Origin of the sequence: Shewanella algae, assembly GCF_009183365.2 — a bacterium.
Classification (GTDB): Bacteria; Pseudomonadota; Gammaproteobacteria; order Enterobacterales; family Shewanellaceae; genus Shewanella; species Shewanella algae.
This window is the reverse complement of record NZ_CP068230.1, coordinates 2,033,581-2,059,435: the sequence shown is the minus strand read 5'-3', so window position 1 is coordinate 2,059,435 and position 25,855 is coordinate 2,033,581. Positions and strand designations below refer to the sequence as shown.

The 25,855-nt window shown below is 53.2% G+C and carries 24 protein-coding genes and 1 pseudogene; 11 read left to right on the top strand and 14 right to left on the bottom strand.

Annotated elements, in window-relative coordinates:
• Nucleotide 1 precedes the first annotated feature (1 nt).
• The 5 genes from pta (at nt 2) to xthA (ending at nt 4,894) form a co-directional block, all read left to right on the top strand.
• Nucleotides 2–2,143 (top strand): phosphate acetyltransferase, encoded by a 2,142-nt coding sequence (gene pta / locus E1N14_RS09150; RefSeq protein ID WP_028779376.1) that lies wholly within the window; start codon nt 2–4, stop codon nt 2,141–2,143.
• Nucleotides 2,144–2,707: 564 nt separating this feature from the next.
• A complete protein-coding gene (locus tag E1N14_RS09145; RefSeq protein WP_025011776.1) occupies nt 2,708–3,148 on the top strand; it encodes a hypothetical protein in 441 nt (146 codons plus the stop codon).
• Between the two features lie 95 nt (nt 3,149–3,243).
• Nucleotides 3,244–3,789, top strand: coding sequence for a septation protein A (locus tag E1N14_RS09140; protein WP_025011775.1), 546 nt, complete (start codon nt 3,244–3,246; stop codon nt 3,787–3,789).
• Nucleotides 3,789–4,088 carry a YciI family protein gene (locus tag E1N14_RS09135; protein WP_025011774.1) on the top strand — a complete coding sequence of 100 codons (300 nt, stop codon included), beginning with the start codon at nt 3,789–3,791 and terminating at the stop codon, nt 4,086–4,088. The genes E1N14_RS09140 and E1N14_RS09135 overlap by 1 nt, the downstream gene beginning before the upstream one ends.
• Nucleotides 4,088–4,894 (top strand): exodeoxyribonuclease III, encoded by an 807-nt coding sequence (gene xthA / locus E1N14_RS09130; protein ID WP_025011773.1) that lies wholly within the window; start codon nt 4,088–4,090, stop codon nt 4,892–4,894. The genes E1N14_RS09135 and xthA overlap by 1 nt, the downstream gene beginning before the upstream one ends.
• 148 nt (nt 4,895–5,042) lie before the next feature.
• On the opposite strand, the gene E1N14_RS09125 is transcribed toward xthA, so the two are convergent.
• From E1N14_RS09125 to E1N14_RS09110, 4 genes and pseudogenes are all read right to left on the bottom strand, one after another.
• Nucleotides 5,043–6,458: a methyl-accepting chemotaxis protein gene (locus tag E1N14_RS09125; protein ID WP_062793868.1), complete on the bottom strand. Its 1,416-nt coding sequence runs from the start codon at nt 6,456–6,458 to the stop codon at nt 5,043–5,045.
• Nucleotides 6,459–6,514: 56 nt separating this feature from the next.
• Nucleotides 6,515–7,018, bottom strand: a complete 504-nt coding sequence (locus E1N14_RS09120) for a DUF1097 domain-containing protein (protein ID WP_025011772.1) — start codon at nt 7,016–7,018, stop codon at nt 6,515–6,517.
• A 220-nt stretch (nt 7,019–7,238) separates the two neighbouring features.
• Nucleotides 7,239–7,548: pseudogene (locus E1N14_RS09115) on the bottom strand (transposase).
• A 162-nt stretch (nt 7,549–7,710) separates the two neighbouring features.
• Nucleotides 7,711–8,358, bottom strand: a complete 648-nt coding sequence (locus tag E1N14_RS09110) for an MBL fold metallo-hydrolase (protein ID WP_025010510.1) — start codon at nt 8,356–8,358, stop codon at nt 7,711–7,713.
• A gap of 193 nt (nt 8,359–8,551) precedes the next feature.
• Here E1N14_RS09110 and E1N14_RS09105 point away from each other — a divergent pair, with 193 nt between their 5' ends.
• Entirely contained in the window at nt 8,552–9,838 is a 1,287-nt protein-coding gene (locus tag E1N14_RS09105) for an alpha/beta fold hydrolase (RefSeq protein ID WP_062793795.1), read from the top strand.
• A 204-nt stretch (nt 9,839–10,042) separates the two neighbouring features.
• Here E1N14_RS09105 and E1N14_RS09100 read toward each other — a convergent pair whose 3' ends face one another.
• Genes E1N14_RS09100 through E1N14_RS09090 form a run of 3 tightly spaced genes read right to left on the bottom strand, consistent with a single transcriptional unit; the run spans nt 10,043 to nt 13,694 of the window.
• Nucleotides 10,043–10,426: a cytochrome c3 family protein gene (locus E1N14_RS09100; protein WP_025010509.1), complete on the bottom strand. Its 384-nt coding sequence runs from the start codon at nt 10,424–10,426 to the stop codon at nt 10,043–10,045.
• Between the two features lie 44 nt (nt 10,427–10,470).
• Nucleotides 10,471–12,108 carry an HAL/PAL/TAL family ammonia-lyase gene (locus E1N14_RS09095; protein WP_025010508.1) on the bottom strand — a complete coding sequence of 546 codons (1,638 nt, stop codon included), beginning with the start codon at nt 12,106–12,108 and terminating at the stop codon, nt 10,471–10,473.
• A gap of 26 nt (nt 12,109–12,134) precedes the next feature.
• A complete protein-coding gene (locus E1N14_RS09090; protein WP_025010507.1) occupies nt 12,135–13,694 on the bottom strand; it encodes a flavocytochrome c in 1,560 nt (519 codons plus the stop codon).
• A 167-nt stretch (nt 13,695–13,861) separates the two neighbouring features.
• Here E1N14_RS09090 and E1N14_RS09085 point away from each other — a divergent pair, with 167 nt between their 5' ends.
• Entirely contained in the window at nt 13,862–15,385 is a 1,524-nt protein-coding gene (locus E1N14_RS09085) for a sigma-54-dependent Fis family transcriptional regulator (RefSeq protein WP_025010506.1), read from the top strand.
• Nucleotides 15,386–15,556: 171 nt separating this feature from the next.
• On the opposite strand, the gene E1N14_RS09080 is transcribed toward E1N14_RS09085, so the two are convergent.
• Both E1N14_RS09080 and E1N14_RS09075 read right to left on the bottom strand, forming a co-directional pair.
• Nucleotides 15,557–16,309 carry a nucleoside-specific channel-forming Tsx family protein gene (locus E1N14_RS09080; RefSeq protein WP_152134900.1) on the bottom strand — a complete coding sequence of 251 codons (753 nt, stop codon included), beginning with the start codon at nt 16,307–16,309 and terminating at the stop codon, nt 15,557–15,559.
• A 158-nt stretch (nt 16,310–16,467) separates the two neighbouring features.
• Entirely contained in the window at nt 16,468–17,640 is a 1,173-nt protein-coding gene (locus E1N14_RS09075; protein WP_025010504.1) for a porin, read from the bottom strand.
• Between the two features lie 523 nt (nt 17,641–18,163).
• Here E1N14_RS09075 and E1N14_RS09070 point away from each other — a divergent pair.
• Nucleotides 18,164–18,355: a DUF4250 domain-containing protein gene (locus E1N14_RS09070; RefSeq protein WP_025010503.1), complete on the top strand. Its 192-nt coding sequence runs from the start codon at nt 18,164–18,166 to the stop codon at nt 18,353–18,355.
• A 10-nt stretch (nt 18,356–18,365) separates the two neighbouring features.
• Here the strand turns inward: E1N14_RS09070 and E1N14_RS09065 are convergent, their stop codons facing one another.
• The 3 genes from E1N14_RS09065 to E1N14_RS09055 all read right to left on the bottom strand — a co-directional run bounded on the left by E1N14_RS09065 (nt 18,366) and on the right by E1N14_RS09055 (nt 21,372).
• Complete coding sequence (locus E1N14_RS09065) at nt 18,366–20,402, bottom strand: DNA topoisomerase III (RefSeq protein WP_062793796.1); 2,037 nt, start codon at nt 20,400–20,402, stop codon at nt 18,366–18,368.
• 174 nt (nt 20,403–20,576) lie between these two features.
• A complete protein-coding gene (locus tag E1N14_RS09060) occupies nt 20,577–20,951 on the bottom strand; it encodes a hypothetical protein (protein WP_025010502.1) in 375 nt (124 codons plus the stop codon).
• Nucleotides 20,952–21,057: 106 nt separating this feature from the next.
• Nucleotides 21,058–21,372, bottom strand: a complete 315-nt coding sequence (locus E1N14_RS09055; protein ID WP_025010501.1) for a VOC family protein — start codon at nt 21,370–21,372, stop codon at nt 21,058–21,060.
• A 364-nt stretch (nt 21,373–21,736) separates the two neighbouring features.
• Between E1N14_RS09055 and E1N14_RS09050 the strand changes: the two genes are divergently transcribed.
• From E1N14_RS09050 to E1N14_RS09040, 3 genes are all read left to right on the top strand, one after another.
• Nucleotides 21,737–21,964 (top strand): hypothetical protein, encoded by a 228-nt coding sequence (locus tag E1N14_RS09050; RefSeq protein WP_025010500.1) that lies wholly within the window; start codon nt 21,737–21,739, stop codon nt 21,962–21,964.
• Nucleotides 21,965–21,990: 26 nt separating this feature from the next.
• Entirely contained in the window at nt 21,991–24,228 is a 2,238-nt protein-coding gene (locus E1N14_RS09045) for a TonB-dependent receptor (RefSeq protein WP_062793797.1), read from the top strand.
• A gap of 107 nt (nt 24,229–24,335) precedes the next feature.
• Nucleotides 24,336–24,659 carry a hypothetical protein gene (locus tag E1N14_RS09040; protein WP_025010499.1) on the top strand — a complete coding sequence of 108 codons (324 nt, stop codon included), beginning with the start codon at nt 24,336–24,338 and terminating at the stop codon, nt 24,657–24,659.
• A gap of 80 nt (nt 24,660–24,739) precedes the next feature.
• On the opposite strand, the gene E1N14_RS09035 is transcribed toward E1N14_RS09040, so the two are convergent.
• The gene (locus E1N14_RS09035) at nt 24,740–25,291 is read right to left on the bottom strand and encodes an AAA family ATPase (RefSeq protein WP_025010498.1); all 552 of its coding nucleotides are present in this window, start codon (nt 25,289–25,291) and stop codon (nt 24,740–24,742) included.
• A gap of 106 nt (nt 25,292–25,397) precedes the next feature.
• Nucleotides 25,398–25,823, bottom strand: coding sequence for an HIT family protein (locus E1N14_RS09030; RefSeq protein WP_174539799.1), 426 nt, complete (start codon nt 25,821–25,823; stop codon nt 25,398–25,400).
• Nucleotides 25,824–25,855 lie beyond the last annotated feature (32 nt).

Sequence of the window (25,855 nt, the reverse complement as noted above, 5' to 3'; positions counted from 1 at the left end):
TATGTCCCGTAACATTATGTTGATCCCCATAGGCACTGGCGTCGGTCTGACGTCTATCAGCCTGGGGATGGTTCGTGCATTGGAACGCCACGGCGTTAAAGTGCAATTCTTTAAACCCATTTCCCAGTTGCGCCCGCAGGATCACGGCCCTGAGCGTTCAACCACCATCCTCAGCAAATCCCCCACGGTCAACCCGCTTGAGCCGTTTGAAATGGCCCACGCCGAAGCGCTGATCCGTGCCGATCAGACCGACGTGTTAATGGAGCAAATCATTGCCCGCGCCAGTGAAATTGCCGACAACACTGAAACCCTGATCATCGAAGGCCTGGTGCACACCCGTAGCCATCCGTTTGCCGATGATGTCAATTATGCCATTGCCAAGGCGCTCGACGCCGATGTGATCTTTGTGGCAACCCCAGGCAACGACAGCCCGACCGGACTGATGAACCGCCTCGAAATCGCCTTTAACTCCTGGGGCGGCAACAAGAACAAGCGTCTTATCGGTGCCATCATCAACAAGATTGGCGCGCCGGTGGACGACGAAGGCCGTGCCCGCCCGGATCTGTCTGAAGTATTCGACCATCAAGGCGTTCAGCGCAGCGATACTGCCGGTATGTTCCAGTTGCCGGGCAAGAGCCCACTGAGGATCCTCGGCAGCGTGCCTTACAACCTGGATCTGGTGTCCCCCAGAGCATCCGACTTGGCCAAGCACCTGCGTGCCCGCATCATCAATGCCGGTGAGATGAACACTCGCCGTCTGCGCAAGGTAACCTTCTGTGCCCGCTCTATTCCCAACATGGTGCAGCACATTAAGACAGACTCGCTGCTGGTCACCTCTGGCGATCGCTCCGATGTTATCGTTTCTGCCTGTCTGGCAGCGATGAACGGCGTCAAGATTGGTGCCTTGCTGCTGAGCGGCGGTTATGAACCTGAGCCTGAGATCATGGCCTTATGTGAACAGGCCTTTGAAACCGGCCTGCCTGTGTTCCTTATCGACACCAATACCTGGCAGACCTCGCTCAATATTCAACGCTTTGACCACGAAGTACCTGTGGACGATGCAGTGCGTATTGAACTGGTACAGGAATATGTTGCCGGTCATATCGATCAGAGCTGGATTGAAAGCGTCACCGAAAACTCGCCTCGCGAGCACCGCCTGTCGCCACCGGCTTTCCGCTACAAACTTACCGAGCTGGCCCGCGCCGCCCGTAAGACTGTGGTGCTGCCTGAAGGCGATGAGCCGCGCACCATCAAAGCCGCCGCCATCTGCGCCGAGCGCGGTATTGCACGCTGCGTACTGCTAGGCAAACGTGACGAAATTCTGCGTATCGCAGCCCAGCAGGATGTCATTCTGGGAGAGGATGTCGAGATTATCGATCCCGATGAAGTGCGTGAGCGCTATGTCGAACCTATGCTGGATCTTCGCCGTCACAAGGGCCTGACCGAAGTGGTTGCCCGTGAGCAGTTGGAAGACAACATGGTGCTGGGCACCATGATGCTGGCCCAGAATGAAGTGGACGGTATCGTTTCCGGTGCGGTCAACACCACGGCCAACACCATTCGTCCGCCACTGCAGCTGATTAAGACTGCGCCCGGCTCCAGCCTGGTCTCTTCCATCTTCTTCATGCTGATGCCGGATCAAGTGCTGGTATATGGTGATTGCGCCATCAACCCGGATCCCAATGCCGAGCAGTTGGCCGATATCGCCATCCAATCGGCCGAGTCGGCCAAAGCCTTCGGCATTGAGCCCAGAGTCGCGATGATCAGCTACTCTACCGGTGACTCAGGGACAGGCTCGGATGTGGATAAGGTGCGCGAAGCCACCCGGATTGCCAAAGAGAAGCGTCCGGATCTGGTGATTGACGGCCCACTACAGTACGACGCCGCAGTAATGCCCAACGTGGCTCGCTCCAAGGCGCCGGACAGCCCGGTTGCCGGTAAGGCAACTGTGTTTGTGTTCCCGGATCTCAACACGGGTAACACCACTTATAAGGCGGTTCAACGAAGCGCCGATCTGATCAGCATAGGCCCTATGCTGCAAGGTATGCGTAAGCCGGTGAACGATCTGTCCCGTGGCGCCTTGGTGGATGACATAGTCTACACCATCGCCCTGACGGCCATTCAGGCCACTCAGAGTAATTAATGGTCCGATAGCCAATTCAAGAAAAGCGTCTGCTCCGGCAGGCGCTTTTTTGTAGTCTATTTCACATAGGAGCTCACTCAGCGAGCATCAAAAGCTGGGGAACAGATTGGGTAATGAAAGGTTTATCGGGATAAATCGATGCCGGCCTGCACACATGCGCGTCTTTTCAACCTACCCTTTGGAACTGGCAGTTCAAACCTCTATAAGAACTGATATTGGATACTGACTGCGGCTTTTATCTGCAAAAGCTGTACAAAATCAACGCAAAGGCTCCTTTACGCCAGTTATGATTCAGCCAGGAATGAGTCATCAGGAGAGAAACGGATAGGGAAAAGTGCCAAGCGTCAAAAAATAACCAGCGACAATTTAACGACGATATCAATCGCTTAGGAAGTATCTATCGAGTCTTCAACACACTTGTCCACAGATTCTGTGGATAAGAATCTCTGCGCTATCCTCTTTATATGCCACAGGATCGCCGATCCCGTCAAGCGTGCGGCATCGGCTTGCGATCAATACTAAAAAAACCGATACTGTTTGGCACCAATCATCAGGGTCAACACTATGAGATATTTACTTTTTCTTTGTCTGCTAGGCCTATTTGGCTGCAATGATGACCCGAGTAAAGCCACCATAGATAGCCCGGAACAAGTCGCCCTGGGATTCTTTCAGGCCATCTACGTAGATAAGGATGTCGAGAAGGCAACTCATTATGTCGATGATCCGATGAAGGAGGTGCTGAAAAGTTACTATATCGCCGCCTCTGTACAGCGCCATATGCTCAATCTACAGATGACAGATGTCACCCTGGAGATTGAAGAGATAGATATCGACTTCTTTCGCAAGTTCACCGATGACGTGACTGTCGTGGTCAAATTTACCGGCCGTAGAGGTGGCCGCCCCTGGGTCGATGACAGAACTATTCGCCTGCATAAGCGGGGCCGGGCCTGGGTGATAGTGGAAATTCTCCCGGAAACCGGCAAGATCAACTCAGGTTCCCTGTAATAATTGTGCACTGCCCCACGCAAGGGCCGAAGAGGTTTATCCCTCAAAGCCCGCCGTGCTAAACTCACAGGCAATTTTCACTCAGTCTGATTACTATGAAACAACTGTTGGATTTCCTGCCGCTGGTCATCTTCTTTGCCGTTTATAAGTTTTACGATATCTATGTCGCCAGTGGCGCCTTGATAGCCGCAACGGCTCTGCAACTCGTGGTGACCTACCTGCTGTACCGCAAGCTTGAGAAAATGCATCTCATCACCTTTGCCATGGTGGCCGTATTCGGTACCCTGACCTTGGTGTTTCACGACGATGCCTTTATCAAATGGAAAGTCACTATAGTCTATGCCCTGTTCGCCTTGGGTCTGGGTGTCAGCCAATTGCTGAATAAGCCTGTACTCAAGGGCATGCTGGGGCAGGAACTCAAGGTCGCCGACAAGATATGGGCCAGAGTCACCTGGTACTGGGTCAGTTTCTTTATTATCTGCGGCCTTATCAATATCTATGTCGCCTTCAGCCTGAGTCAGGAAACCTGGGTCAACTTCAAGGTCTTTGGCTTGACCGCAGTGACGCTGCTGAACACCATAGCAACCGTGGTTTATCTCTTTAAACACATCCCCGAAGAGCAACGCAAGGAACTCAAATAATGTGGTATATGATCTCATCCCAAGATGTTGAAAACAGCCTGGAAAAACGTCTTGCCGCTCGTCCGGCCCATCTGCAGCGCCTGCAATTGCTGGCCGATGAAGGACGATTGATGCTGGCCGGTCCACATCCCGCCGTGGACAGTGAAAACCCGGGGGACGCCGGATTCAGCGGCTCTTTGGTGGTGGCCGAGTTTGAATCGCTGGAAGCCGCCCAGGCCTGGGCCAATGCCGATCCTTATGTTGCCGCCGGCGTTTATCTGAGTGTTATCGTTAAACCCTTCAAACGAGTGCTGCCCTGATGAAAATCGTTTCCTTCAATATCAACGGACTGAGAGCTCGTCTGCATCAACTGCAACAGTTGATCGACAGTCACCAGCCGGACATCATAGGGCTGCAGGAAACCAAGGTGCACGACGAAGCCTTCCCTCTGGCCGAAGTGGAAGCCATGGGGTATCAGGTACATTTCCACGGTGGCAAGGCCCACTATGGCGTGGCTCTGTTATCCAAACAGGCCCCCATTGAGGTTCAAAAAGGCTTTCCCACCGACGATGAAGATGCCCAGCGCCGGCTTATCGCCGGAAAGTTCATCCAGGACAACGGCCGGGTGCTGACAGTGATCAACGGCTACTTCCCCCAGGGGGAGAATATCAATCACGAGACCAAGTACCCGGCCAAGCGTAAGTTTTACGCCGATCTGATGCAGTATCTGCAAAACTCATTCAGCCCGGATCAGGATATTGCCATCATAGGGGATATCAATATCTCGCCGCTGGATCTGGATATCGGCATCGGCGATGCCAATGCCAAACGTTGGCTGAAGACAGGTAAATGCAGCTTCCAGCCGGAAGAGCGTGAATGGTTGCAAACCCTGCTGGATTGGGGTTTGGTGGATACCTTCCGCCAGTTGCATCCACAGCGCAGCGAACGCTACTCCTGGTTTGATTATCGCAGCCGTGGCTTTGATGATAACCGCGGCCTGCGTATCGATGTGATCCTGGCAACCGAGTCGCTGGCAAGCCGCTTGAGTGAGGCCGATGTGGATTACGCGCTTCGCGGCATCGACAAGCCCTCGGATCACGCGCCTATCTGGAGCTGTTTTCGCTGACATTGTTGCTAACGCTGATGGCGCTGCTGATGCTGACCACAGCAAGCGGCACGCCTGAAGCAAAAAACAAAGCTCAGGAAACGCTATAACGCAAAACGCCGACATCTGATGATGCCGACGTTTTTTTATGGCTCAGCTGTCTAGCAGTTCAACTGGTTTTATACTGTGCCAACAGCCGGGTCAGAGCGGCAGAAGCCTGGGCCAGTTTTTGACTCAGCTCTATCGCCCTTTCGCTGGCCTGGCGCATCTGATCCGAGTGGCTGCGGATATCGCCAAGCTGCGAGCTGATCTCCCGGGCCGACACGCTTTGCTCTTCGGCCGAGGCTGCGATTTGGCTGCTGCGATCAAAAACCGCATCCACTGAGCCACGCATCCCCTCAACATCTGTACCCACCTGAATGATCGCCTGGCGGCTTTCGTCGGCCTGCGACACTATCGCCTCGGTCAACTGAGACAAATTACGGCTGCCCGCCTGCAAACCCTCAATCATACGTTGAATTTCCACTGTCGCTTCCTGGGTTCGCCCCGCCAGGGTCCGCACCTCGTCGGCAACCACGGCAAAGCCGCGCCCCTGTTCACCGGCTCTGGCGGCCTCGATGGCGGCATTGAGCGCCAGCAGATTGGTCTGCTCGGAAATACCATCAATAGTGGTCACCACGGCGCCAATCTCGGTGGCATCCCGCGACAGTTGCGATACCGAAGAGAAAGCCTCGGCAATCCGGCCCGACAACTCACCTATACTGGCAACCGTTTCTGCTATGTGTCTGGCGCCCTGGCCCATCTGAGAGGCGTTGTCCCGGGTCTGGGAAGAGGTTTCGGCGGCGTTGTGGGACACTTCGGTAATGGCATTGCTCATCTGCTCCATCGCCGTGGCCACAGTATCGAGAAACTGCCACTGAATTTTGCCCATCTCATCACCGGCGGCGGCTTGCTCGGCAAATTCGGAAGCCGCCATCGACAAGGTTTCGGCATTGCTGCTGATGGCGGTGACCATTTCGCTCATGTTATCGGCGCAGCGGTCAATCTCGCGGGCTATCAGGCTAAAATCATCTGTGCCGAAGAAATTGAGCCTGAAGCTCAAATCGCCGTCAGCCAGGCGTTTGATTGCCATATACATATCCCAGAGTCCGCCGCCAAGAGAGGTGGAGATCCAATAGCTGAGTTGAAACAGTGGCAACAGCCCGACAAAAGCCCACAGCAGCAACCAGTTTGCCCGGCTGAGCATCTCTTGCTCCTGCTGTGTTAAGCCGTCACCGAGCCAGTAGTTGCCGTCGCGGCTACTGAGCATAACTTTCACCTCGGCGCGCGGTTCATTGCGGCTAAGGCCTTGCTGCTGTAGCCAAAGATCGCGCTCCGACTCGGGCGCCAGCTGGAGCAGGGTCTCAGCTTTGGCTTGTAAACGCGCCTCAGCGCCCTGGGTTACACTGGCATCCAACTGCCACCAGTTGGCCAGTGCGATAGCGGCGGTTATGGCGGTAACCAGCGAACACACAAGCCAGAATTTACCGTTGAGACTGAACTTAATCAGCATGGCATCAACTTTTCTAAACTGGATCTGCTTCATCAGTGCTCCTCAGCGCGAAGCTAAAAGCCGGGACAGGACCCTGGCAGTATAATCTATTACTCCACCACCCTTTCGGCCGGCAGAGGTTTTGTTTGAGTTTGACGACTGCGGCTGGTTTGGCAATAGCCCATGAGATCGGTCAAGCGACTCATGGCATAACCGAATACGGCGCCAATCAGCAGCGGCGGCATAATAGCCGCAATATCCGCCGACATGGCAAAGGTAATGCAACAACCAATAAAGGCACCGGGAATAAAGTTAAGTTTACCGAAGCAGGCCTGCAGGCACATGGCGCTGGTGGCTATGCCGGTGAAGATCCAGCCAAATACCGGCGAGACAAAGAAGCTGCTGCCGCTGATGATAAGCCAGGCCCAGAATACTCCCGATGTATTGGTGCACCAGGCCTGAAGCAAACCGGCGAACCCACTGCGTCCTTGAGCAAAGAAAGTACTGCACCCCAGAAACCCTATCCAGGTGATCAGACCAAAGGTGTCGGCAACCCCACACCAGACAGTGGCCAAGAGGCCGGCAGATATTGCTGCATGCCAACGCTGTTGCATAGGAGTATCTCCACAAAATGTAACTATTGGTTAAATTACCCCGTTTTTGATAACAAAAACCGGATCTACACCAAAAAAGGGCCTATTAATGCCGAGACCTGGCTCACTTTGCAAACATTTAGTAGTAAAAAAACAATAATGGAGTGAATTTCAGCCAAGTAAAAAATCCACCTGCATAGCAGGTGGCTTTGAACAGCCCCCTAGAAGGGGGCTAAAAGAATCACCCATCCAAACCAAGCTTGAGCTGACCGATAGATTCCTCTGCCTCTACTTTCTGTTGATACCTTACATATCGACGAATGATCTCTTCGTTTGCTCCCACTGAAGACACTCAAGCTTGGCGGAAGTCTCACCAATAAGTGAACATGGTCTATCAGGACATTTAGCTCTACTATCCGACACCTCTTCATGCCGCTATAGATATAAATACTGCGACAAACCTCCTGCCCAACTCGGCCATACTTTGGCTTCCATACAATGTGATACTGACAGCGATAGAAGACGTGCGATGCACTTTCATATCGGCTCATACTGCTTACTCCTTGATTTGCAGGTAACAAACCGAGTCAGTATGCAGCATGGGCACTCTTCGGGCTGAGCCCCGACTTGACGATCACCACCTCCATAGGAGGTGGTTTTGGGGTGACAATAAAAACCCGGGCATGCCCGGGTCAGTTGCGACTGGGATAGCCTCAATCGGCCAGTAGCTGATCGGCAACGAAAGGGTTGTTTCGCCGCTCTTCACCAAAGCTCGACATAGGGCCGTGGCCGGGAATGAAGTTGACCTGCTCGCCCAAGGGCCAGAGTTTGTAACGAATGGAGTCAATCAACTGCTGATAGTTGGAGCCGGGAAAGTCAGTACGGCCTATAGAGCCACGGAAGAGGACATCTCCCACCCAGGCCAGGTTCTCTTCGCGGTCAAAGAAGATCACATGCCCGGGTGTATGCCCCGGACAGTGAAACACCTGCAATGCCTGCTCTCCCAATGTAACCTCTTCACCATCTTCGAGATAACGGTCTGCCTCGAAAGCTTCACAGGCCGGGAAACCAAAGTTCTGGCTTTGGCGTGGCAGGTTCTCCAGCCAGAATTTATCGTCGATATGCGGGCCAATAATCTGCACGTCACACTCGGTGGCCAAAGCCTTGGCGGCACCAACATGATCTATGTGTCCGTGAGTCAAAAGAATATATTGCAACTGCAGGCCGTGCTGCGCCAGGGCATCCATGATGCGCTCATGGTTACCGCCTGGATCTATCACAGCGGCTTTGCCACTCTTCTCACACCAGATGAGGCTGCAATTCTGCTGGAAAGGGGTCACTGGGATGATCTGGTATTTCATTACACACACTCGCAGGCTGTTATCGTTCCATGATCGATAGATCGTCTCGATGCATGATCCACCAACCCGGCAACAGAAAAATTGATCCCGGGCAGGAAAGCGACAGATAAGCGGCTTTTCTGGCGCCGGTTTGCAGCGCAGGGATTTTTGTATACAATTTTGAGCCATCCAACCTTCAAGCCCAAGGCCCTACATGATAACAGACAGCCGTCTTGCTGGCATCCTGAGCCGCAAACACTTCTTCTCTCTGCCACTGGATTATCAGCATCCCACCGGGGAACAACTGCAAATTTTTGCTCGGGAGCTTATCGGCACCCAGGATAACGCCGCGACCCTGCCACTCCTGGTGTTTTTTCAGGGTGGCCCGGGCTTTGGTGCCGCCCGCCCCCATGCCAATGGCGGCTGGATTAAAAGAGCGCTCAAGGAGTATAGGGTACTCTTGCTGGATCAGCGTGGTACTGGTCTTTCAAGCCCGGTCAGCTTCAAGACACTGGACGGCATGACGCCTGACGAGCAGGCTGAGCACCTGAGCCATTTCCGCGCCGACAACATCATCCGCGATGCCGAGGCGATTCGGGCACAACTGAGCCCTGATACTCCCTGGAGCATTCTCGGTCAGAGTTTCGGTGGCTTTTGCGTACTCAGATATCTGAGCGCCGCGCCGCAAGGGCTCAAGGAAGCCTTTATTACCGGCGGTATCCCTTCCCTTGAGCGCCCCGCTACCGAGGTTTACCGGGCAACTTATCAACGCCTGCTGGCCAAAAATCAGGATTTCTTTGCCCGCTTCAAAGATGCCAAAGCCCTATTGGCCGAGCTCAGAGGCTTTATCAATAGCCATGAGGCGCGCCTGGCCACAGGAGAACGGCTGACCCAGGAAATGCTGCAACTTTTAGGGGTCAACTTAGGCATGGAGCAAGGGCCGGAAGCCGTCTACTATCTGCTGGAGCAAGCCTTGATAGATACCCCAAGTGGCAAGGCGCTCAATCCCCTGTTTGAGGCGCAGTTCTGCCAAATGCTGGATTACAATACCAACCCGCTGTTTGCCATAATGCACGAGTCCATCTACTGCCAGCAGCAAGCCGCAAACTGGGCCGCCCACAGGGTGCGGGGCGAATATCCGGCTTTTGCCCCGGACGCCGAAGAGCTGCTTTTCAGCGGCGAGATGATTTACCCCTGGATGTTCGAACAGTTTGCCAACCTCAAGCCACTGAAAGCCTGCGCCGAATTGCTGGCCGCCAAAGCCGATTGGCCTTCACTCTATGACCCGAACATTCTCGCCAATAACCGTGTACCTGTCGCTGCTGCCATCTACAGCGAAGATATGTATGTCGAGCAGGCCTACAGCCTGGAAACCGCCGCCAGAGTCGGCAACCTCAAGTATTGGTTGACCTCTGAATATGAGCACAATGGCATACGCATGGATGGTGAGCGGATCCTCGATAAGCTGATTGCGCTCAATCGCGGCCAGGCGCTCAGGTGAATTCAGTTTGGGTTAATTTTAAAAGCGCACACTGAACTTGGTTCCACATCCATTGACGCTTTGCTTAAACGCTTGTTTCGGTGTCGTCCCGGTCTGCCCTTTTGGCAGACCTTTTTTTATCCAAAAAAAACCGCAGCCAAGGCTGCGGTGGAAATAACGGACTGGGTCCAATCCAAAGAATACAGGGAGACTCGAACCGCCGACTTAGCGCTTCATTGCTGGATAGGTGAACTCATGGCACTGATTGCAATAAACCTTGCTCTCTTTGTGCTCCTGATGGCAGTAAGTACATGGCAAGTCCGTGCCATAGTGCAGGCTGTCATGGGGGTTGGGTTCAACATCATGACCGGCGTTGGCCGGACGTGCTGTCTGCTTGGCAACATCTTCAGGAGTGCCGTGGCAGGCTTCACAGGCTGTCGCATCGGGAATGGTCTTGCGCTTGGCATCACCATGGCAGGCGGCGCAATCGACACGACCATTTTCAGCCGTCATGACTTCTTTGTGGTAGTCCTTGATCTTCATGGCGTTGGCCGCTCCAGGCAGCAACAAGGCGCAGGCTACAAGAACAGTGGATATCATCTTCAACATCTTGGGCTTCCTGTTGCGGGGCAGTTGCCTGCCCCGCTCTTCTATCAGTAGTTGGCAATAAAGTCGTGTGACGCCTGAATGTCAGGAGTGAAAGGACGATCTTTGCTTACGAAAGGCACTTTCTGACGATAACCTTCATACATGGCACCTGTGGCTTTACCCTGCTTCAGGCTCTTGTCGTGCATCTTGCGCAGATCGATAGCTTGAGTAGAGTGCAACAGCTCCAGACCATAGATGGTGTTGGTGTTGTCAACAATCTGGATCAGGTTGTCAGAAGCCAGTTTCAGGTTGGTGAAAGTGTCTTCGATGTTACCGGCAATTTGGATACCATCGAATGAAACCGGGCTAGCCAATTGCTTGTTACGCACCTGCATGTCAACGAAGGCTTTCTGGATAGCACCGAAAGCATGACCATTGTTTTCCGGACCGGCCAGGAAGCGGCTCAGACGGGTAAAGTGGGCATCAGACAGGTGGATAGTGCGCATTACACTGTTGTGAGACACGTGAGTCAGGGCAGTGCTCAGGTTCTGTACCGCCAGGGCAACAGGCAGAGGCTCGAAGTTGGTGGTTGGGAACACACCACCCTTGCCTTCAACCATGTATTTGGCTACCTGAGGGAACTGGCTGTAGTCCTTGGATGCGCCCAGTACTACGGCTGGGTTATCGTCTGAGTGGTTGATCTGAATGTCGATCACTTCGCCCAGATCCACCAGGGCTTTCTTGGCACTGGCCAGAGTGTAGGCTGTGGTGCGGTAGCTCAGAGGATCCTGCAGCGGACGCTCATCATTCAGTTGCCACAGATAGCTGCCATCCAGCTGCGCCAGAATATCCTTGGTGGTTGCCTGAATATAAGGGAAAGGACGGATATCATTGGTTTGTGGCAGGAAAGGTGCCACGTTACCATTCAAACCTTCAAGGCTCAGACCGAATACGGTTGGAGACACTTCCAGCAGGTGCTTGGCATCCTGATAGCCCTTCATCGCATAGGCTACAGCCACTGCGTTGTTGGACAGGATGGACAGAGCATCTTTACCCATAGGCTCCAGCAAAGGAACTCCGGCATCGGCCATGGCTTCACGGCTGCTGACACGCTTGCCCTTGTAGAACACTTCCCACTCACCAATCATCGCCAGACCGACGTGAGAGGCCAGCAGGATGTCGGCTTCACCCACAGTACCCTGTGAAGGGATAACAGGAGTAATACCCTTGTTCAGGTAGGCTTCGTAAAGGTCGGCAACCACAGGCTGAACCCCGGTTTGACCGGCCAGAATGGTGTTCAGACGCACGGCCAGAGCCACACGGGTCAGACGCACTGGCATAGGCTCGCCGACACCGGCACTGTGAGCGCGCAGCGTGCTGTAGTTGAAGCTACGGGAAGCATCCATAACGGCGGCACTCAGCTCACCATTGGCATCAAACAGCTTGTGGTCTTTGTTCAGGCCCACACCTACAGTCAGACCATAGACAGGCTTACCCAGACGCGCAGCTTCCATCAGCAACTCGTGAGACTTAACCAGTTTGGTGCGTGCCTGAGAGGCTACTTTGACTTTGGCGCCATCGGCAATGGCCCAGGCTTGTTCCTGAGTCATGTGCTTGCCATCCAGAACCACTTGTTCCATTGCCAGAGCACTGCCTGACATCAGGCCCAGCGTCAGCGACGCCAGCATTAGAGATTTGTTCATCATCTTACTCCTTGTTATTGAATTTGTTACGCTTGCTTCAGTGCTACCGGCTTGGCAGCGGCACAGTTACGGCCGGCATTACGGCCGGTGACAATACCTTCAGCCACAGCACAGGCACCGAGGCGGCTGGCACCGTGAATACCGCCGGTGGATTCGCCGGCCGCATACAAGCCTGCAATCGGCTGGTTACTGACCAGATGCAGGACTTCAGAATTGGTATTAACCTTGACACCACCCATGCAGTAGTGAACTTTCGGCCACATACGCACCGCGTACCATGGGCCCTTGTCCAGCACTATGGCTTCCTGCATTGGACGACCAAACTCTTTGTCTTCTCCGCTCTTGACCGCTTCGTTCCAGCGGGCCACCTGCGCCTTGAGCTTGTCGGCCGGCATACCATAGGCCTTGGCCAGTTCATCCAGAGTGTCGGCCTTGGTGATCACCTTGTACTTGATACCCCAATCCAATGTCTGGGCATTCTTGGCACCTTCGGCATTGGTAAAGCCAATGGGATACACAGGGTTGTTGTGCTCATCTCTGCGGGTCATGATGGCATCGGCACGCGCCTTACGGTCGGCCAGCTCATTGAAGAAACGCTCACCGGTGCGCACATCCACCACTATGCCGTGAGGATAAGTGGCAATGGTGTTGAACTGGGATGCAGTACCAAAACCTTTCTCATCGGGTGATGCCCATGGGCCCAGCTGAATTTGATCCAGATGGATAGGGTTGGCCCCCAGAAGCATCATCTGCTTCAGTGCTTCAGAGGTCGCCCCCGGATGGTTTGTTGAGTCCAGGTCATTGTTCAACTCAGGCAGCTGCATCATGCGATATTCGATATCCCGGCCAAAGCCGCCGGTCGCCATGATCACCCCTTTGCGGGCTCCTATGGTGCGTATCTTACCTGTCCGCTCCCGTGGGAAATAATAACCTTCACGAACCTCGACCCCGATCACGCGGCCTTCAGCATCACGGATAAAAGATTCGAGCTTGGTTTGATTTTTCATGATCACGCCTTTGGCGCGGGCAGCCTTGACCAGCGGACGTATGATACCGGCGCCGGAGCTTTCTACTGTCTGCAGTACCCGCTGCACACTGTGACCACCGAAATGCTGTACGAAAGGCTTCCACTTGACGCCGTAGTCAATCAGCCACTGGCAGGATTCTGCCGTGCCGTTACATACCAGCTTGAGCATTTCAACATCATTCATGCCACGACCTGCGCGCAACATGTCGGCCACCATGGCATCTACTGAATCTTCAATACCGGCCTGCTTTTGCAACGGAGAACCGGCAACCGCCATGGCACCACCATTAATGGTTGAGTTGCCACCAAAAACCGGCATCTTGTCGATAACCATTACGCTGACACCGGCTTCACGGGCCTGCAGGGCTGCAGCCATACCGGCAAAGCCACTGCCGACTACCAATACGTCTACCAGTTCATCAAAGGATTCCGGCGCCTGTTCGCGGCACTGGGCCATGGCACCACTGCTGACAGCCATCCCCACCCCGGTCACTGCCAGAGCGGCGCCGCCCTTGAGCAACTGACGACGACCACTGTCTATTTTCTGTTTTTCTGTCATGTACTTATTTTCCTTTCATGCAGGGAAAGAACTCAGTCAACCAGTTGCACTGGCCATGCCAACTAACCAAAAAGAGGTGCTCAGGGGGAGATTTATGATTACGGCCACAGAATCACGAAATATAAAGATCTACAATCACGAAACTTCGCGGTTTATTTGAAATATCAATGGAAAAACACTTTTATTACGAGTGTACCAGGCGGCTCTGTAGTAGCCTGCAGTTGGAAACCTCGCTTAAACACTACTTCGACTATGTACGTGACTCAGTGCCACTCGATGGCCTGTTCATTAATATTTATCGAAAAGAATTCAATGATATACAATTTATCGCCCAGGCCAGCGAAACGCAGGCAAGCACGCTTGATGTCCAGGTTTCCCTCCCAGAGGGACTGGCCAAAACGCTGGAAGATCCCGATAGGCCGAGGGTGAGGATTGTTAACGACATTGATCATGATCCCGTGACATCCCAGGTTGCCCCCAAGGTGATCCCCGGGATCCGCTCGCTGATCATTTTACGTATGTCGATGGAAGATACCCATTTGGGCATAGTAGGTTTTTACTCCAAGAGTGCCGGTACCTTCCGCCCCCGACACGCAGATATGTTGGCGCCGCAGATGAGCACCTTTGCCCTGATCACTGCCCTCAACCTCAGAGGTCGTAATCTGCTGCTGGAAAATCAGGCGCTGGCCAAACAAAACGTTAGCCTCAAACGCACGCTGGATGTGCAAAACGGTGTGGTCGGTGCCAACTCGGGGCTGAAACAGGTGATGCAACAAGTGCAATCCATCGCCCATCTCAACACCACAGTACTGATGCTGGGGGAAACCGGTTGCGGAAAAGAGGTGATTGCCAACGCCATTCATGAACTCTCGGCCAGGGCCGGCAAACCCTTTGTCAAAGTCAACTGCGGCGCCATTCCCGAGACCCTTATCGACTCAGAGCTGTTCGGCTATGAGAAAGGCGCCTTTACCGGCGCCGAATCGCGCAAGGCCGGTTATTTTGAACAGGCCAACGGCGGCACCATCTTCCTCGATGAGATTGGTGAACTGCCACTCTCGGCTCAAGTGAGACTGCTGCGGGTACTGCAAAACAGCACCATTACCCGAGTCGGTGGCCATGAACAGGTACACCTGAACATCAGAGTGATAGCGGCAACCCACAGGCACCTGCAAGCCATGGTGCATCAGGGGGATTTTCGTGAGGATCTCTGGTATCGGCTGGCGGTATTCCCGATAGACATCCCCTCTTTACGCCAGCGGCGCACAGATATCCCTCTGTTGGTGCAGCATTTTATTGAACAGCTGAGCGCCCGATTCCAGTTGATCAAACTGCCCTGTATCCGCCCTGAGCAGTTGGCCATTCTCAGTCAGTACAATTGGCCCGGCAATGTCAGGGAGCTGATCAATGTGCTGGAGCGGGCCATCATTCAAAACCCGGCCGGACCACTGGACTTCAGTTTCCTGGCGCCGCAAACCGAAGCCGTGGCCACCGCCAGCGGCCAGACCATAGTGGTCGACCCCAGCCATGCGGGCAATCAACTGGTACCGCTGGAAACCATGACCCGTAAATACATAGAGCACGCCCTTAAAGTGACCGGCGGCAAGCTCTACGGCCCCGGCGGCGCTGCCGAGCTGTTGGATATTAACCCCAATACTCTACGCAGCAAGATGAAAAAACTGGGGATCGTTTAGAAACAGGACATGGCAAACGACTCCGGACAGGAGCAAGCTCATTCCGACGGGGAAAAATAACATAAAAGGCCGAAAGTCATCACTTTCGGCCTTTTTATTGCACCTTGCTGCCGGGTCTGGCTGTTGCATCTTGTCTCATCGACGGGCTTGAAAGCGCATATACCAGTGGCGTTAAAAAGCGTAGCGAAGCGAGAAGCTGTACTCCAGGCCATCGTTGGGAGCAGTGCCCCAACTCTTGTAGTGCGTCAGTTGCAGCTTGAGACTCAAATCTTGTGCCAATGGGCCGGAAACAGCGGCAAACAATTGATGACCATAATCGTCGTCATAACCAAAGACAGCCGCATGCTCGCGGTCACGGCCAAAAGCCGCAGTATAATCCAGGTTTAATTTCCAGCCCTTGGGGAGCACTGGCAAATCGTAATAACTGTTGCCATTGAGCACCACGCCGGATAACCCTGAGTAATCTTTATCGGTCAGATTGGACTGACTCACAGTATAATGCCCCGCCAATCCCAGGTTGAAACGCAGCGCGCCGCAGTCAAAATGCTGCTTCAAGCCGAGATAAAAATTATCCTCGGTCAGATGCTTATGGGTGCCGAGAAAGTTTTGCAGCCACAGGGCGGTACGCTCTTCGTTGAGCCGATAATGCCAAACCGTCAATGACTTGAAGGCGACCCGTTTATCCGCCACCCATTTACCGGGGTTTTCCACCTTGAGCATCTGATAAAAAGTGTTGCGCTCGTCACGACTGAAATGACTGAGCGCGGCAAAGCTTTGGTTGAAAGCCCCGGGATTATCGTCACGGGTGGCACTCGTAAACCCCAGATAACCGGCCTCTATTTGAGTCGATGCGCTGGCATCAGTCGTGCCAAAACCGCCAAGCAAGGTAACGGCTAACCCGACTATTTTACTATTGAGTTTCATCTTTTCCTTGTTCAATCAGAGTCTCCTTCACACCCTGGACTCATGTCCGTGATGGCATCTAGTTTCCCTTGTCCAATGCAATGGATAAGCTCGTGAATAAAGTGAATAAAAAAAAGGCCACCCTAAGGTGGCCTGTGCAGGGAAATACAGGGAGCCCCTTAGAAGAAGTAACGGATACCTACCGCATAGTTGTTGTCCTGCAGATCTTCCCAGGACTTGTCATCCATGCTGCTGAAGTCAATCTTGGCTTCGGCATACATCACAGTGTCACGGCTGTAACGGTAGTGCAGACCCAGAACCGCAAACTGGCGGGTCCAATCGCCTTGGATGGCGGTGTTGGCATCTGTGTCCAGATCCTGATAGCTCAGCAACAGAGAAGGAACAAAGCCGTTGTCATACTGGTAAGCAAGGATGAATTCGCCGCCGGTGGAGTCGTACAGGCTGCCGCCAACCAGTTCGTTCTGCTTGCTCTTGTGAGCGTTGAAGCCCACGTACAGACCATCGGCGTCACGGCCTGGAGCATACTGGTAGAAGCTGCCGTACTGGGCACCGATACCGACGATCTGGTTGGTATCATCAACGGCAACACCGGCCAGGTTGCCTTCAAAGTCGCCACGGTTGAAACCGGCCAGAACCTTGAACTTATCGGTCACATAGTAAGTCACGCTGGCACCATAGCTGGAGTCAAAGCTCAGCTCAGAGCCATCGTTCAGAGCGGCGCCGTTTTCGTCAAACAGGGCGACATCGTCATTTTGCTTGGAAGCATACTGCAGGGCGATATGCAGCTTGCCGAAGAAGGTATTGCGATACTGGAAGGCAGCATCGGCACGACCGGCGCCGGTCAGGCCACCGTCACCAAAGGTGTAGGCACCTACAGACCAACCTGTGAAGGCATTGAGCACGTCGGTAGTGTAAGCCACATCATAGTATGCACCCCACTGCTTACCGAAAGTCAGAGTACCCCACTTATCATGAGCCATACCCACATAACCCAAGCGGTTGAACAAGAAGTCACTGTTCTTCTCGGCACGCATCTGACCGCCGCCCTGGCCTTGGGTGTAGATCAGGCCGTCATCGCTGGTCACCATGTTGATGCCCCACTCTGTGTGGGCAAAGGCACGCCAGCCGTTACGCTCCTGACGGTCAAAACGGAAACCTACGCGAGAGAAGTTATCAATAACAGAGGTTTCATGACCATCATTGAAGGCAGCAAAACCCAACCAACCTATCATGTTCACACTGTTGGTCTGATCGTTATACAGTTCCACAGCCTGAGAAGCGCCACTCGCCAGCATAGCCGGGATCATAAGTGCCAGGATCTTCTTGTTCATATTCATTACCCTTTTATAAGTAAAACGCGTTTAATACGCTGATTTATTAGACATATTTCTATGTGTTACTCGAGGGCTGCAGTTTGCGTGCCAGCTGTTAAAAAGCCAATCCCAACCCCTGGTTTCCTGAGCTGGATCGACAAATCGTGAAATATCGTGGTTGGCGGGCGTTAAATGCCGTGAGAAGAATTAAATATCGTTGTAACAAGCGAGCAGTTTATGCAGCAAAAGAGATGCATGCGTATCGACAAGAGCCGAGTTTACTGCCACACAGGCAAGAATAACGGTTTGATTTTTATACAGTTAAAGCTAACTCGGTTCGAATCATCACGAATGCTTGATGTAACAAGAGTTGATAAAGAAGGGGGGATAAAACAAAGGCAAAACCGCCGGGAATAGAAAATGAAATTGCTTTATTAAGATATTGATTTTATCAAACTTTAAATATATTCAGGCAAGATTTGCAACCCAAGCCAACTCTATTGCATTATGAAACAGTCAACCGCTGACACCTGGAGGGAATATGGAAAGCCTGCAACATCTGCCCGCCGAAATACTGCTGGGCATAGTCAATGAGAAACTGAGACTGCAATGCCCGGACAGAGATGCGCTTTATTACGAGCTTGACCTGTCACCTGCCCAGCTCGAGCATAAGCTCAGTGCGCTGGGATACGAGTACCATGCCCTGTCCAACCAATACCGACGCTTGAAATAACCCCAAGTTCTCAGGACGTTGCGGACTGGGCTTTGGTTTTGCTCTTGGTCGCTGAGCGATAGCTACGCTTGCCGGTGCCGGTCTTAACGCCAGTGCTCTTCTTGGTGCTTGTGCCCTTGGGGGCACCGGCCTTGCCGGCATAAGCGCCACTGCGACGTTTACGTCCTTTGAAGCCTGTACTTTTCACGCCACTCAAGGCCGTAGGCAGTTGTGCCTTGGCCTGCTCAATAAGCTCGCCCAGTTTAGCCGTCAAGGGCTGCATAAAGGCCTGATATTTAAGTTCACGGCGACAAATCGCATCCAGGCTACTTTCCCACAGCGCCGTCATATCCGGCGTGGTGGCCACTTCAGGCAGGCTTTGAATAAGCCCGCTACCGGCCTCGGTAGCCAAAATACTCTTGCCCTGACGTTTCAAAAAGCCACGTTTAAACAAGAGTTCAATGATCCCGGCGCGGGTCGCTTCTGTGCCCAGACCATCGGTTTCCTTGAGAATTTTGCGGATCTCTGGGTCTTTCACATAGCGGCTTATTCCTGTCATCGCCGCCAGCAGTGTGGCATCGGTAAAATGCTTGGGGGCCTGGGTCATCTTTTCCACTAATTCACCTTTAAGGCAATCCAGTATCTGCCCCTGAGTCAGCTCAGGTAAGCTGGTTTGAATATCTTCCGCTTCATCGTCGGCTTTTTGTTTGCCAAACAATTGCTTCCAACCCTGTTTCAATGGCTGTTTGGCCTTGGCCACGAAACAACCTCCAACAATGTCGATCACGGCGTGGGTTTCAAGGTACTCATAATTAGGGTAAAACTGCGCCAAATACTGACGGGCAATCTGCAAATACACCTGACGCTCACGCTGTGATAAAACACCGAGGTTAGCCGTCTTTTCCGTAGGCACTATCGCGTGATGGGCGTCCACCTTGGCATCATTCCAGGCCTTGGACTTAAGGGCGGGATTGGGCGCTTCACAGCCTTGCAGCAGTTCTGCCGCCCCTTGGGTAATGGCATTCAAGACTGTCGGGGCCAGCTGTAACTGCGCCTTGGGCAGGTGACGGCTATCGGAGCGCGGATAGGTTATCAATTTATGCCGTTCGTACAGGGACTGCGCCGTATCCAGCACCTCTTTGGCGCTCATACCGAAGCGTTTGGCGCAATCAATCTGCAGCGCAGACAGACTATAGAGCAAAGGCGGTGCCTGGTGTCTTTGCTTACGCTCCAGCTCATCTACCCGGCCGGGTTGGCCGGTGATCCTGCCGACCACATTCATCGCCAAACCGCGGGAGAGCACCCGCCCCTCCTCATCCATCCAAGGTTGACAGGCCTCACTGGGCTGCCAGCGGGCGCTGAAACAGCTCCCCTCTTGGGTGCTAAGATGGGCCAGTACTTCATAAAAAGGTTTGGGCACAAAGGCAGCGATTTCCTGATCGCGCCGGACAACCAAACCAAGCACAGGGGTTTGCACCCGACCGACCGACAGCACCCCCTGATAGCCCACCTTGCGCCCCTGCAGGGTATAGGCACGGGTCATATTCATGCCGTAGAGCCAATCGGCTCGGCTACGCGCCAGTGCCGAAGTCGACAATGGCACAAACTCGCGGTTGCTGCGCATCTGCCCCAGGGCGCGTTTTACCGCCTGCGGGTTGAGATCGCTTATCAACAAGCGTTTAACCGCTGCCAACTTATCGCCCTTGACCCCAAGATGGGCAATCACTTCATCCACCAACAACTGCCCTTCCCGGTCCGGATCGCCGGCATTGACCAACTCACTGGCCTGCTTGACCAATTTACGCAAGACACTGAGTTGGCCGCGACTGCTGGCTTTGGGTTTAATCTGCCAATCGGACGGGACAATAGGCAGATGTTCCAACTGCCAGGACTTGTAGGCGGGATCGTAAGCATCCGGCTCAGCTTGCTCCAGCAGATGACCTATACACCAGGAAACACAATCTCCGTTGCCAAGCTCGATATAGCCCTCATGTTTGCGATGGGGTTTGGGGAGCACCTCGGCGATGGCGCGCCCAAGGCTGGGCTTTTCGGCGATATAGAGGATCATCCACTGCGTCCTTTGGCTGTCACTGAACAGTATTACTGGATAAAATTACAGTAATTCTAGCCAAGTCATCTGTCGGCTGCAAACCCTCTGTGGGTAATGGCATGATTAACTAAGCTGGATGGGGCAAAGTTGATAGAACAAGGCAACTAAACAAAGCAACTAAACACAGCGCAGCTATCTATTTTCCTCCTCAAGCTCCGCCAGGAATTCTTCACTTACCCAGTCAGCCGTTTCGGGAAGGACTTCTTCTGACAACCAGGAAAAAATATCCTTGTACACGGCCCTGGCCGGAAAACCTTGCTGTTCGCGCTTTCCTGTCCAGGTTAAATGGACAGAGACCAGCTCTTTTTGTATTTCGCCGTCAATCACTTTAAACCCGGCCACGCTGTCATTGTCTTGCCGCCTGGCGATGGGATAGAAGTCCTCCCCGGTTTCTTTTTGGTATTCCATTCTCAGCCCGGGTCCGCCGGGTTCATCGATAAACCACCAAGGCATGAGTCCTGCAAATTTATGCGCTTTCAACCAGTAATATTCTATGGGTAACTGCATCTGCTTAATTCCTTATTGTCCCGACGCTCTGCCCCGGGGTAAAAGCAATTCTCCTGGGGTGGCCATAGTGAAATCAATGGGTTATTTAAGTAAAATCATCCACTATTCAATTTGAAGTTAGGAGTATATCCGGATCATGTTGAAGTACATTGAGCAATTTCCCAAATGGATCTCTGATATAAAAGCGGCGCACACCCCAAGGCTCTGAGATTGGCCCGTATTCAATCTCTATGTTTTGCGCTCTCAGCCGATGAAGCACCAAATCAAGATTGTCCACCTCAATAGAGAGATCTGGCACCGGCGTCCCTGAGCCGCCTTCGGTTGCCAAACTGATTTGAATGCTCATCTCTTCGGCTGAGCCGAGCGTTTTAATGCGGCCAGGCGCTGAAAAGTGCAGCGTCATCTCTTTTATCCAGCTCATCAGATCGCGTTAACAGCAGCCTTCCCTGTAAACTCATCCATTGCGCTGATTACAAGCTATCTCAGTATGGTCCCTCTCTGCCTTGCCGTAATCTATGCCCTATCGGCGGCTGAAATCAACCATGAAAGCCCGGCCGAGACTTTCCAGGCCAATAGCCAGTTCTCATCTTTGCCACAGCCAACATTAAGTGCCTCGCGCGGAAGTCCTTAAAGCACTATTCGAAAATCCATTTACATACCCATGATTTCATTATGGAAATAATCATCTATCCATAAGCTCACTTTTCCATCACTCAGTGTAAATTCAATTGCGAACCATTCTTGTTTGCAATTAAAATGCAACATCTTTCAGGAGGCCAAATAATATGGAAACGTCCCCGCTGTTGTTGCGCTGTAACCAACTGCTTTGGTGTGAGGGATTGGTCTTGCTGGCAATCATGCTGGTATTGGCCAGTTTTGGGCTGGATGCCCGGCTGTTGATCCTGCTGTTGGCACCAGGCTTGGTGCTGTCTTTAGCCTTGGGATACCAACCCGGCAAGAAGACGCTCAGCCTGGTGTTTGCCTGCTGGATCCCTGTCTGGTGCCTCATTTAACCCCTTGAGTTGTTTAGGAGAATGTTATGCCCAAATCCATGGTTCGGATGAGCCTTGTCGCCGCTGCTGTCAGCAGTCAATTGCTGCTGATGGGGGCCGCCATGGCCGAAGAAACCCAGATGGAGCGCATGGTGGTCAGTGCCAACCGTACCCCTACCCAGATAAGCGAGCTCTCCAGCACGGTTTGGTTAATCGATGAAAACAGCATCCGCGAGCAGATAGACAGCGGCAAAGGCGTGAAAGAAATGCTGGCCGCCCTGGTTCCCTCCATGGACGTATCCAGCCAGGGCCGAACCAACTTTGGTCAGAACATGCGCGGCCGCGCCATGGTGGTGCTGATAGACGGCGTATCCATGAACACCTCCAGAGGGATCAGCCGCCAGTTGGACAGCATAGATCCCTTTAACATCGCCCGCATTGAAGTATTGGCCGGCGCCTCAGCCCTCTATGGCGGTGGTGCTTTGGGCGGCGCTATCAATATAGTGACCAAAAAAGCCGCCGACAGCCAGGATACCTTTGAAGCCGAAGCAGGTTTCAAATCGGGTTTTAACGGCAGTGATGACTTGGATTACCGCGCCGCCTTTGCCGTGGCCGGAGGCAGCGATACCCTCAAGGGACGTTTCAGTGCCGCCTGGCAGGAAAATGGCCAATGGTTCGACGGCAGCGGCAATCAGGTGATGCCGGATATCACCCAAACCGGCATGCAGTATACCCAAGGTTATGATCTGATGGCCAATCTGGACTGGAGCCTACCAAACAATGCCACCCTCAGTGCCATGGTGCAGTTTTACAACAATGAGTCCGATGGCGACCACGGCCTCTATATGGGGGAAAACTTCAGCGGCGTTACCTCAGATGCTTCCCTGCTCGAAAGCCGCAAGGGATTGAATGCCGATCGCAGTCCCAAAACCGATCGTACCTTACTGAACCTCAGCTATACCCAGGCTGACTTTCTCGGCCAAACCTTGTACCTGCAAGGCTTTTATCGCAAGGAAGATCTCGACTTTCACCCCTTCCCTTACGTCAGTGAAACCCTCGGGGTTTACAACTTCTCTGCCTCGTCACAAAACACCGGCATTTATGGCCTGAAAGCCGTGTTGGAATCCAGACCCAGCGACAGCCTCAAACTCACCTGGGGCATCGACTGGGACAAGGAGAGCTTCGACTCGGATCAGATGAGTTTTGATCTCGACGCCGCCAACCAGAGTGGCGGTTTGACCATGAAGGAGCTGTTCACCACAGGCCGATATGTCGACTTCAGTGTCGAGTCGATCGCAGCCTTCCTGCAGGGCAGCTGGGATATCAACGACTATCTGGTGCTCAACGCAGGTTATCGTTATCAGCAGATGGACAACAACGTCGATGACTTTATCGGCTATAACCAACAGGTGGCGATTGCCCAGGGTAAGGCGCCGGGCGCCGATGCTATCAAGGGCGGCAGCACCGACTACCATGTCGGCCTGGTTAACCTGGGATTGGTGGCTAAACTGAGTCGGGATCAGCAACTGTGGCTTGCCTACTCACAGGGCTTTGAGCTGCCGGATCTGTCCAAATACTATGGTCGCGGCACCTATCAGGCCAATGCCGATGGTTATCTGCAGTTGACCAACAGCATCAATATCAATGATTCCCGCCTCGATGGTATCAAGACCGACTCCTTTGAGCTGGGCTGGCGCTATCTGGCCGACCGTTGGCAGGCCCAGGCCAGTCTGTATTACGCCATCTCGGATAAGGTGATTGAGGTCAATCGCAGCGATCTGACCATAGAAGTCAAGGACAACGATAAACGCACCTATGGCCTGGAAGCCCAGCTGAACTTCGATATCAGCAGCGCTTGGCAGGTGGGCAGCAACCTGCATCTGGTTCGCAGTGAAATCAAAAATGGCGCCGACTGGATTGATGAGACAGTCACCTATGCTTCACCTTCCAAAGCCACGGCCTTTATCGCCTGGCGCGGTGACAGCCAGCAGTTAAGATTGCAGGCCGAGCACAGCTTCAGCGCCGACTCTGACTATCGCTTCAAGGCAAATGATGGCCAGAGAAGTGAGTTAGATAGCTATACCACTTTGGATCTGCTCGGCTCCATCGAACTGCCGGTCGGCACTTTGAGCTATGGCATCGAAAACCTGCTTGACAAGGACTACAGCACCCTTTGGGGCCAGCGAGCCGCTTACTTCTACAGCCCGACTTACGGCCCGGAGAAGATGTTTGACTATCACGGCCGTGGCCGCACTTTTGCCATCAATTACCACCTGAGCTGGTAAATAACCTCAAAAAGCGTCGCCCCTGCGACGCTTTTTCTCTTTTGCGCTTGTCAGCTCATCTCGGATCCCGTAGTTTGTGGCGGCCATTTTATTTACAGGGAAGTGTCATGCTACTTTTAATCGCGGCGATTATGATTGTCCTGCTGCGCCGTCTGCTCAAGGCCGATGAGCCCTTTAAGGGCTATGAATGGCTCGCGATTGTCACCTTGGCTATTTATCTGCTCTGTTACTTCTACCTGCCGCCATTTGCACCGGCAAGCAACCAGAGAATGGGGTTACTGTACGAGATGATCCCAAGCTTCAGCCTGGGCGCTATCCTCTTTCCCGAACTGGGTTCACGCTACCCTGAAAAAGTGGTTTGTATTTTGGGCGGTCTTGGACTGCTGACCTCTGCTGTGATATTGGCAATATTCAAACTGAGCGTTTGGTAGGGTCGGGCCGGGGATTCAACCGGAACCTCTGGTTTAATGGCAGAGAAACAGAAAGTAACGGAGAAAATGTGAGCGACGGCTTAGGGCGTTTGCAGTGCTTCGCTCACCTTGGCCAAAATGAAACCGGCTCTCTTCGCAACCGACCATTTGGGAACTTCAATTAACTCATAACCGAAAGCCTCATAGGCTTTTTGCATCTCATGATAAGTCGCCACCGCTACACTGAAGTCCTGCTTACGTTCCATATCATTGGCATAAATGGCTTGCCAGGGCGGAAAGATGAATACCCTTGGGTGATAAACGAGCTCACGGCAATGACTCAGCAAACTCTCGGGAATAGTTAAGTTCTCAAGCAGGCTATAACCGTAGGAATCCAGCATACTGCGGTCAAAGAAGATAATGCCGTCATCGCCGCTGAAGGTTTGATAACGCGTCAGCTCTTCATCAACCATGGCATCACGAAAAGCGCTCTTGTCATCCCAGGGCAGCGCCCTTCCAGCTTGCGCCAGTTGAGCCTTTATCACCTTACGGCCGACTTCCGGCGCACTCGGGTAACCCAGGCTTTGCAAAAAGTCGATGACAGACGTCTTGCCTGAACCCGGCCCACCGGTAAATACAATGCGATTATGCAATCAAACCTCTCTTTGCTCATCAACGGCAAACTGACTTTAAGCAGATTGAGATAGCACTAATAGTAAACAACCGCCCTGTGGCGGCTGTCTGGCGGGGGAAAACAACTCAAGATCCGATACAAGCGCGAATTCTGTCGGCTATGGTGTGCAGCTCATCCATATCCCCCTGATGGGCCGCGTGCTCCATCAGGCCTTTGAGCGGACCGGGCAATACATGAAAATGTACATGGGGCACACTCTGACCGGCGGCGCTGCCGTTGTGTTGGAACACAGTGGAGCCCGGGATACCCATGGCCTTTTCCACTGCCTTGCCCATCAGTTTGACGGTACGCATGCAGGCCGCCGCCGCTTCATCAGACAACTGATACAGGGTCACGGCCGGCTCTTTTGGCAACACCAATAAGTGGCCCTTGGTTTGCGGCATGATATCCATGAAAGACAGAGTATGCTCATCTTCATAGAGTTTGATACAGGGCAGCTCTCCGCGAAGAATGCGGGCGAAAATATTGTTGTTGTCGTAATTCAGATCCATCTTGTCACTCCATACTGACGAACCGATTGGCT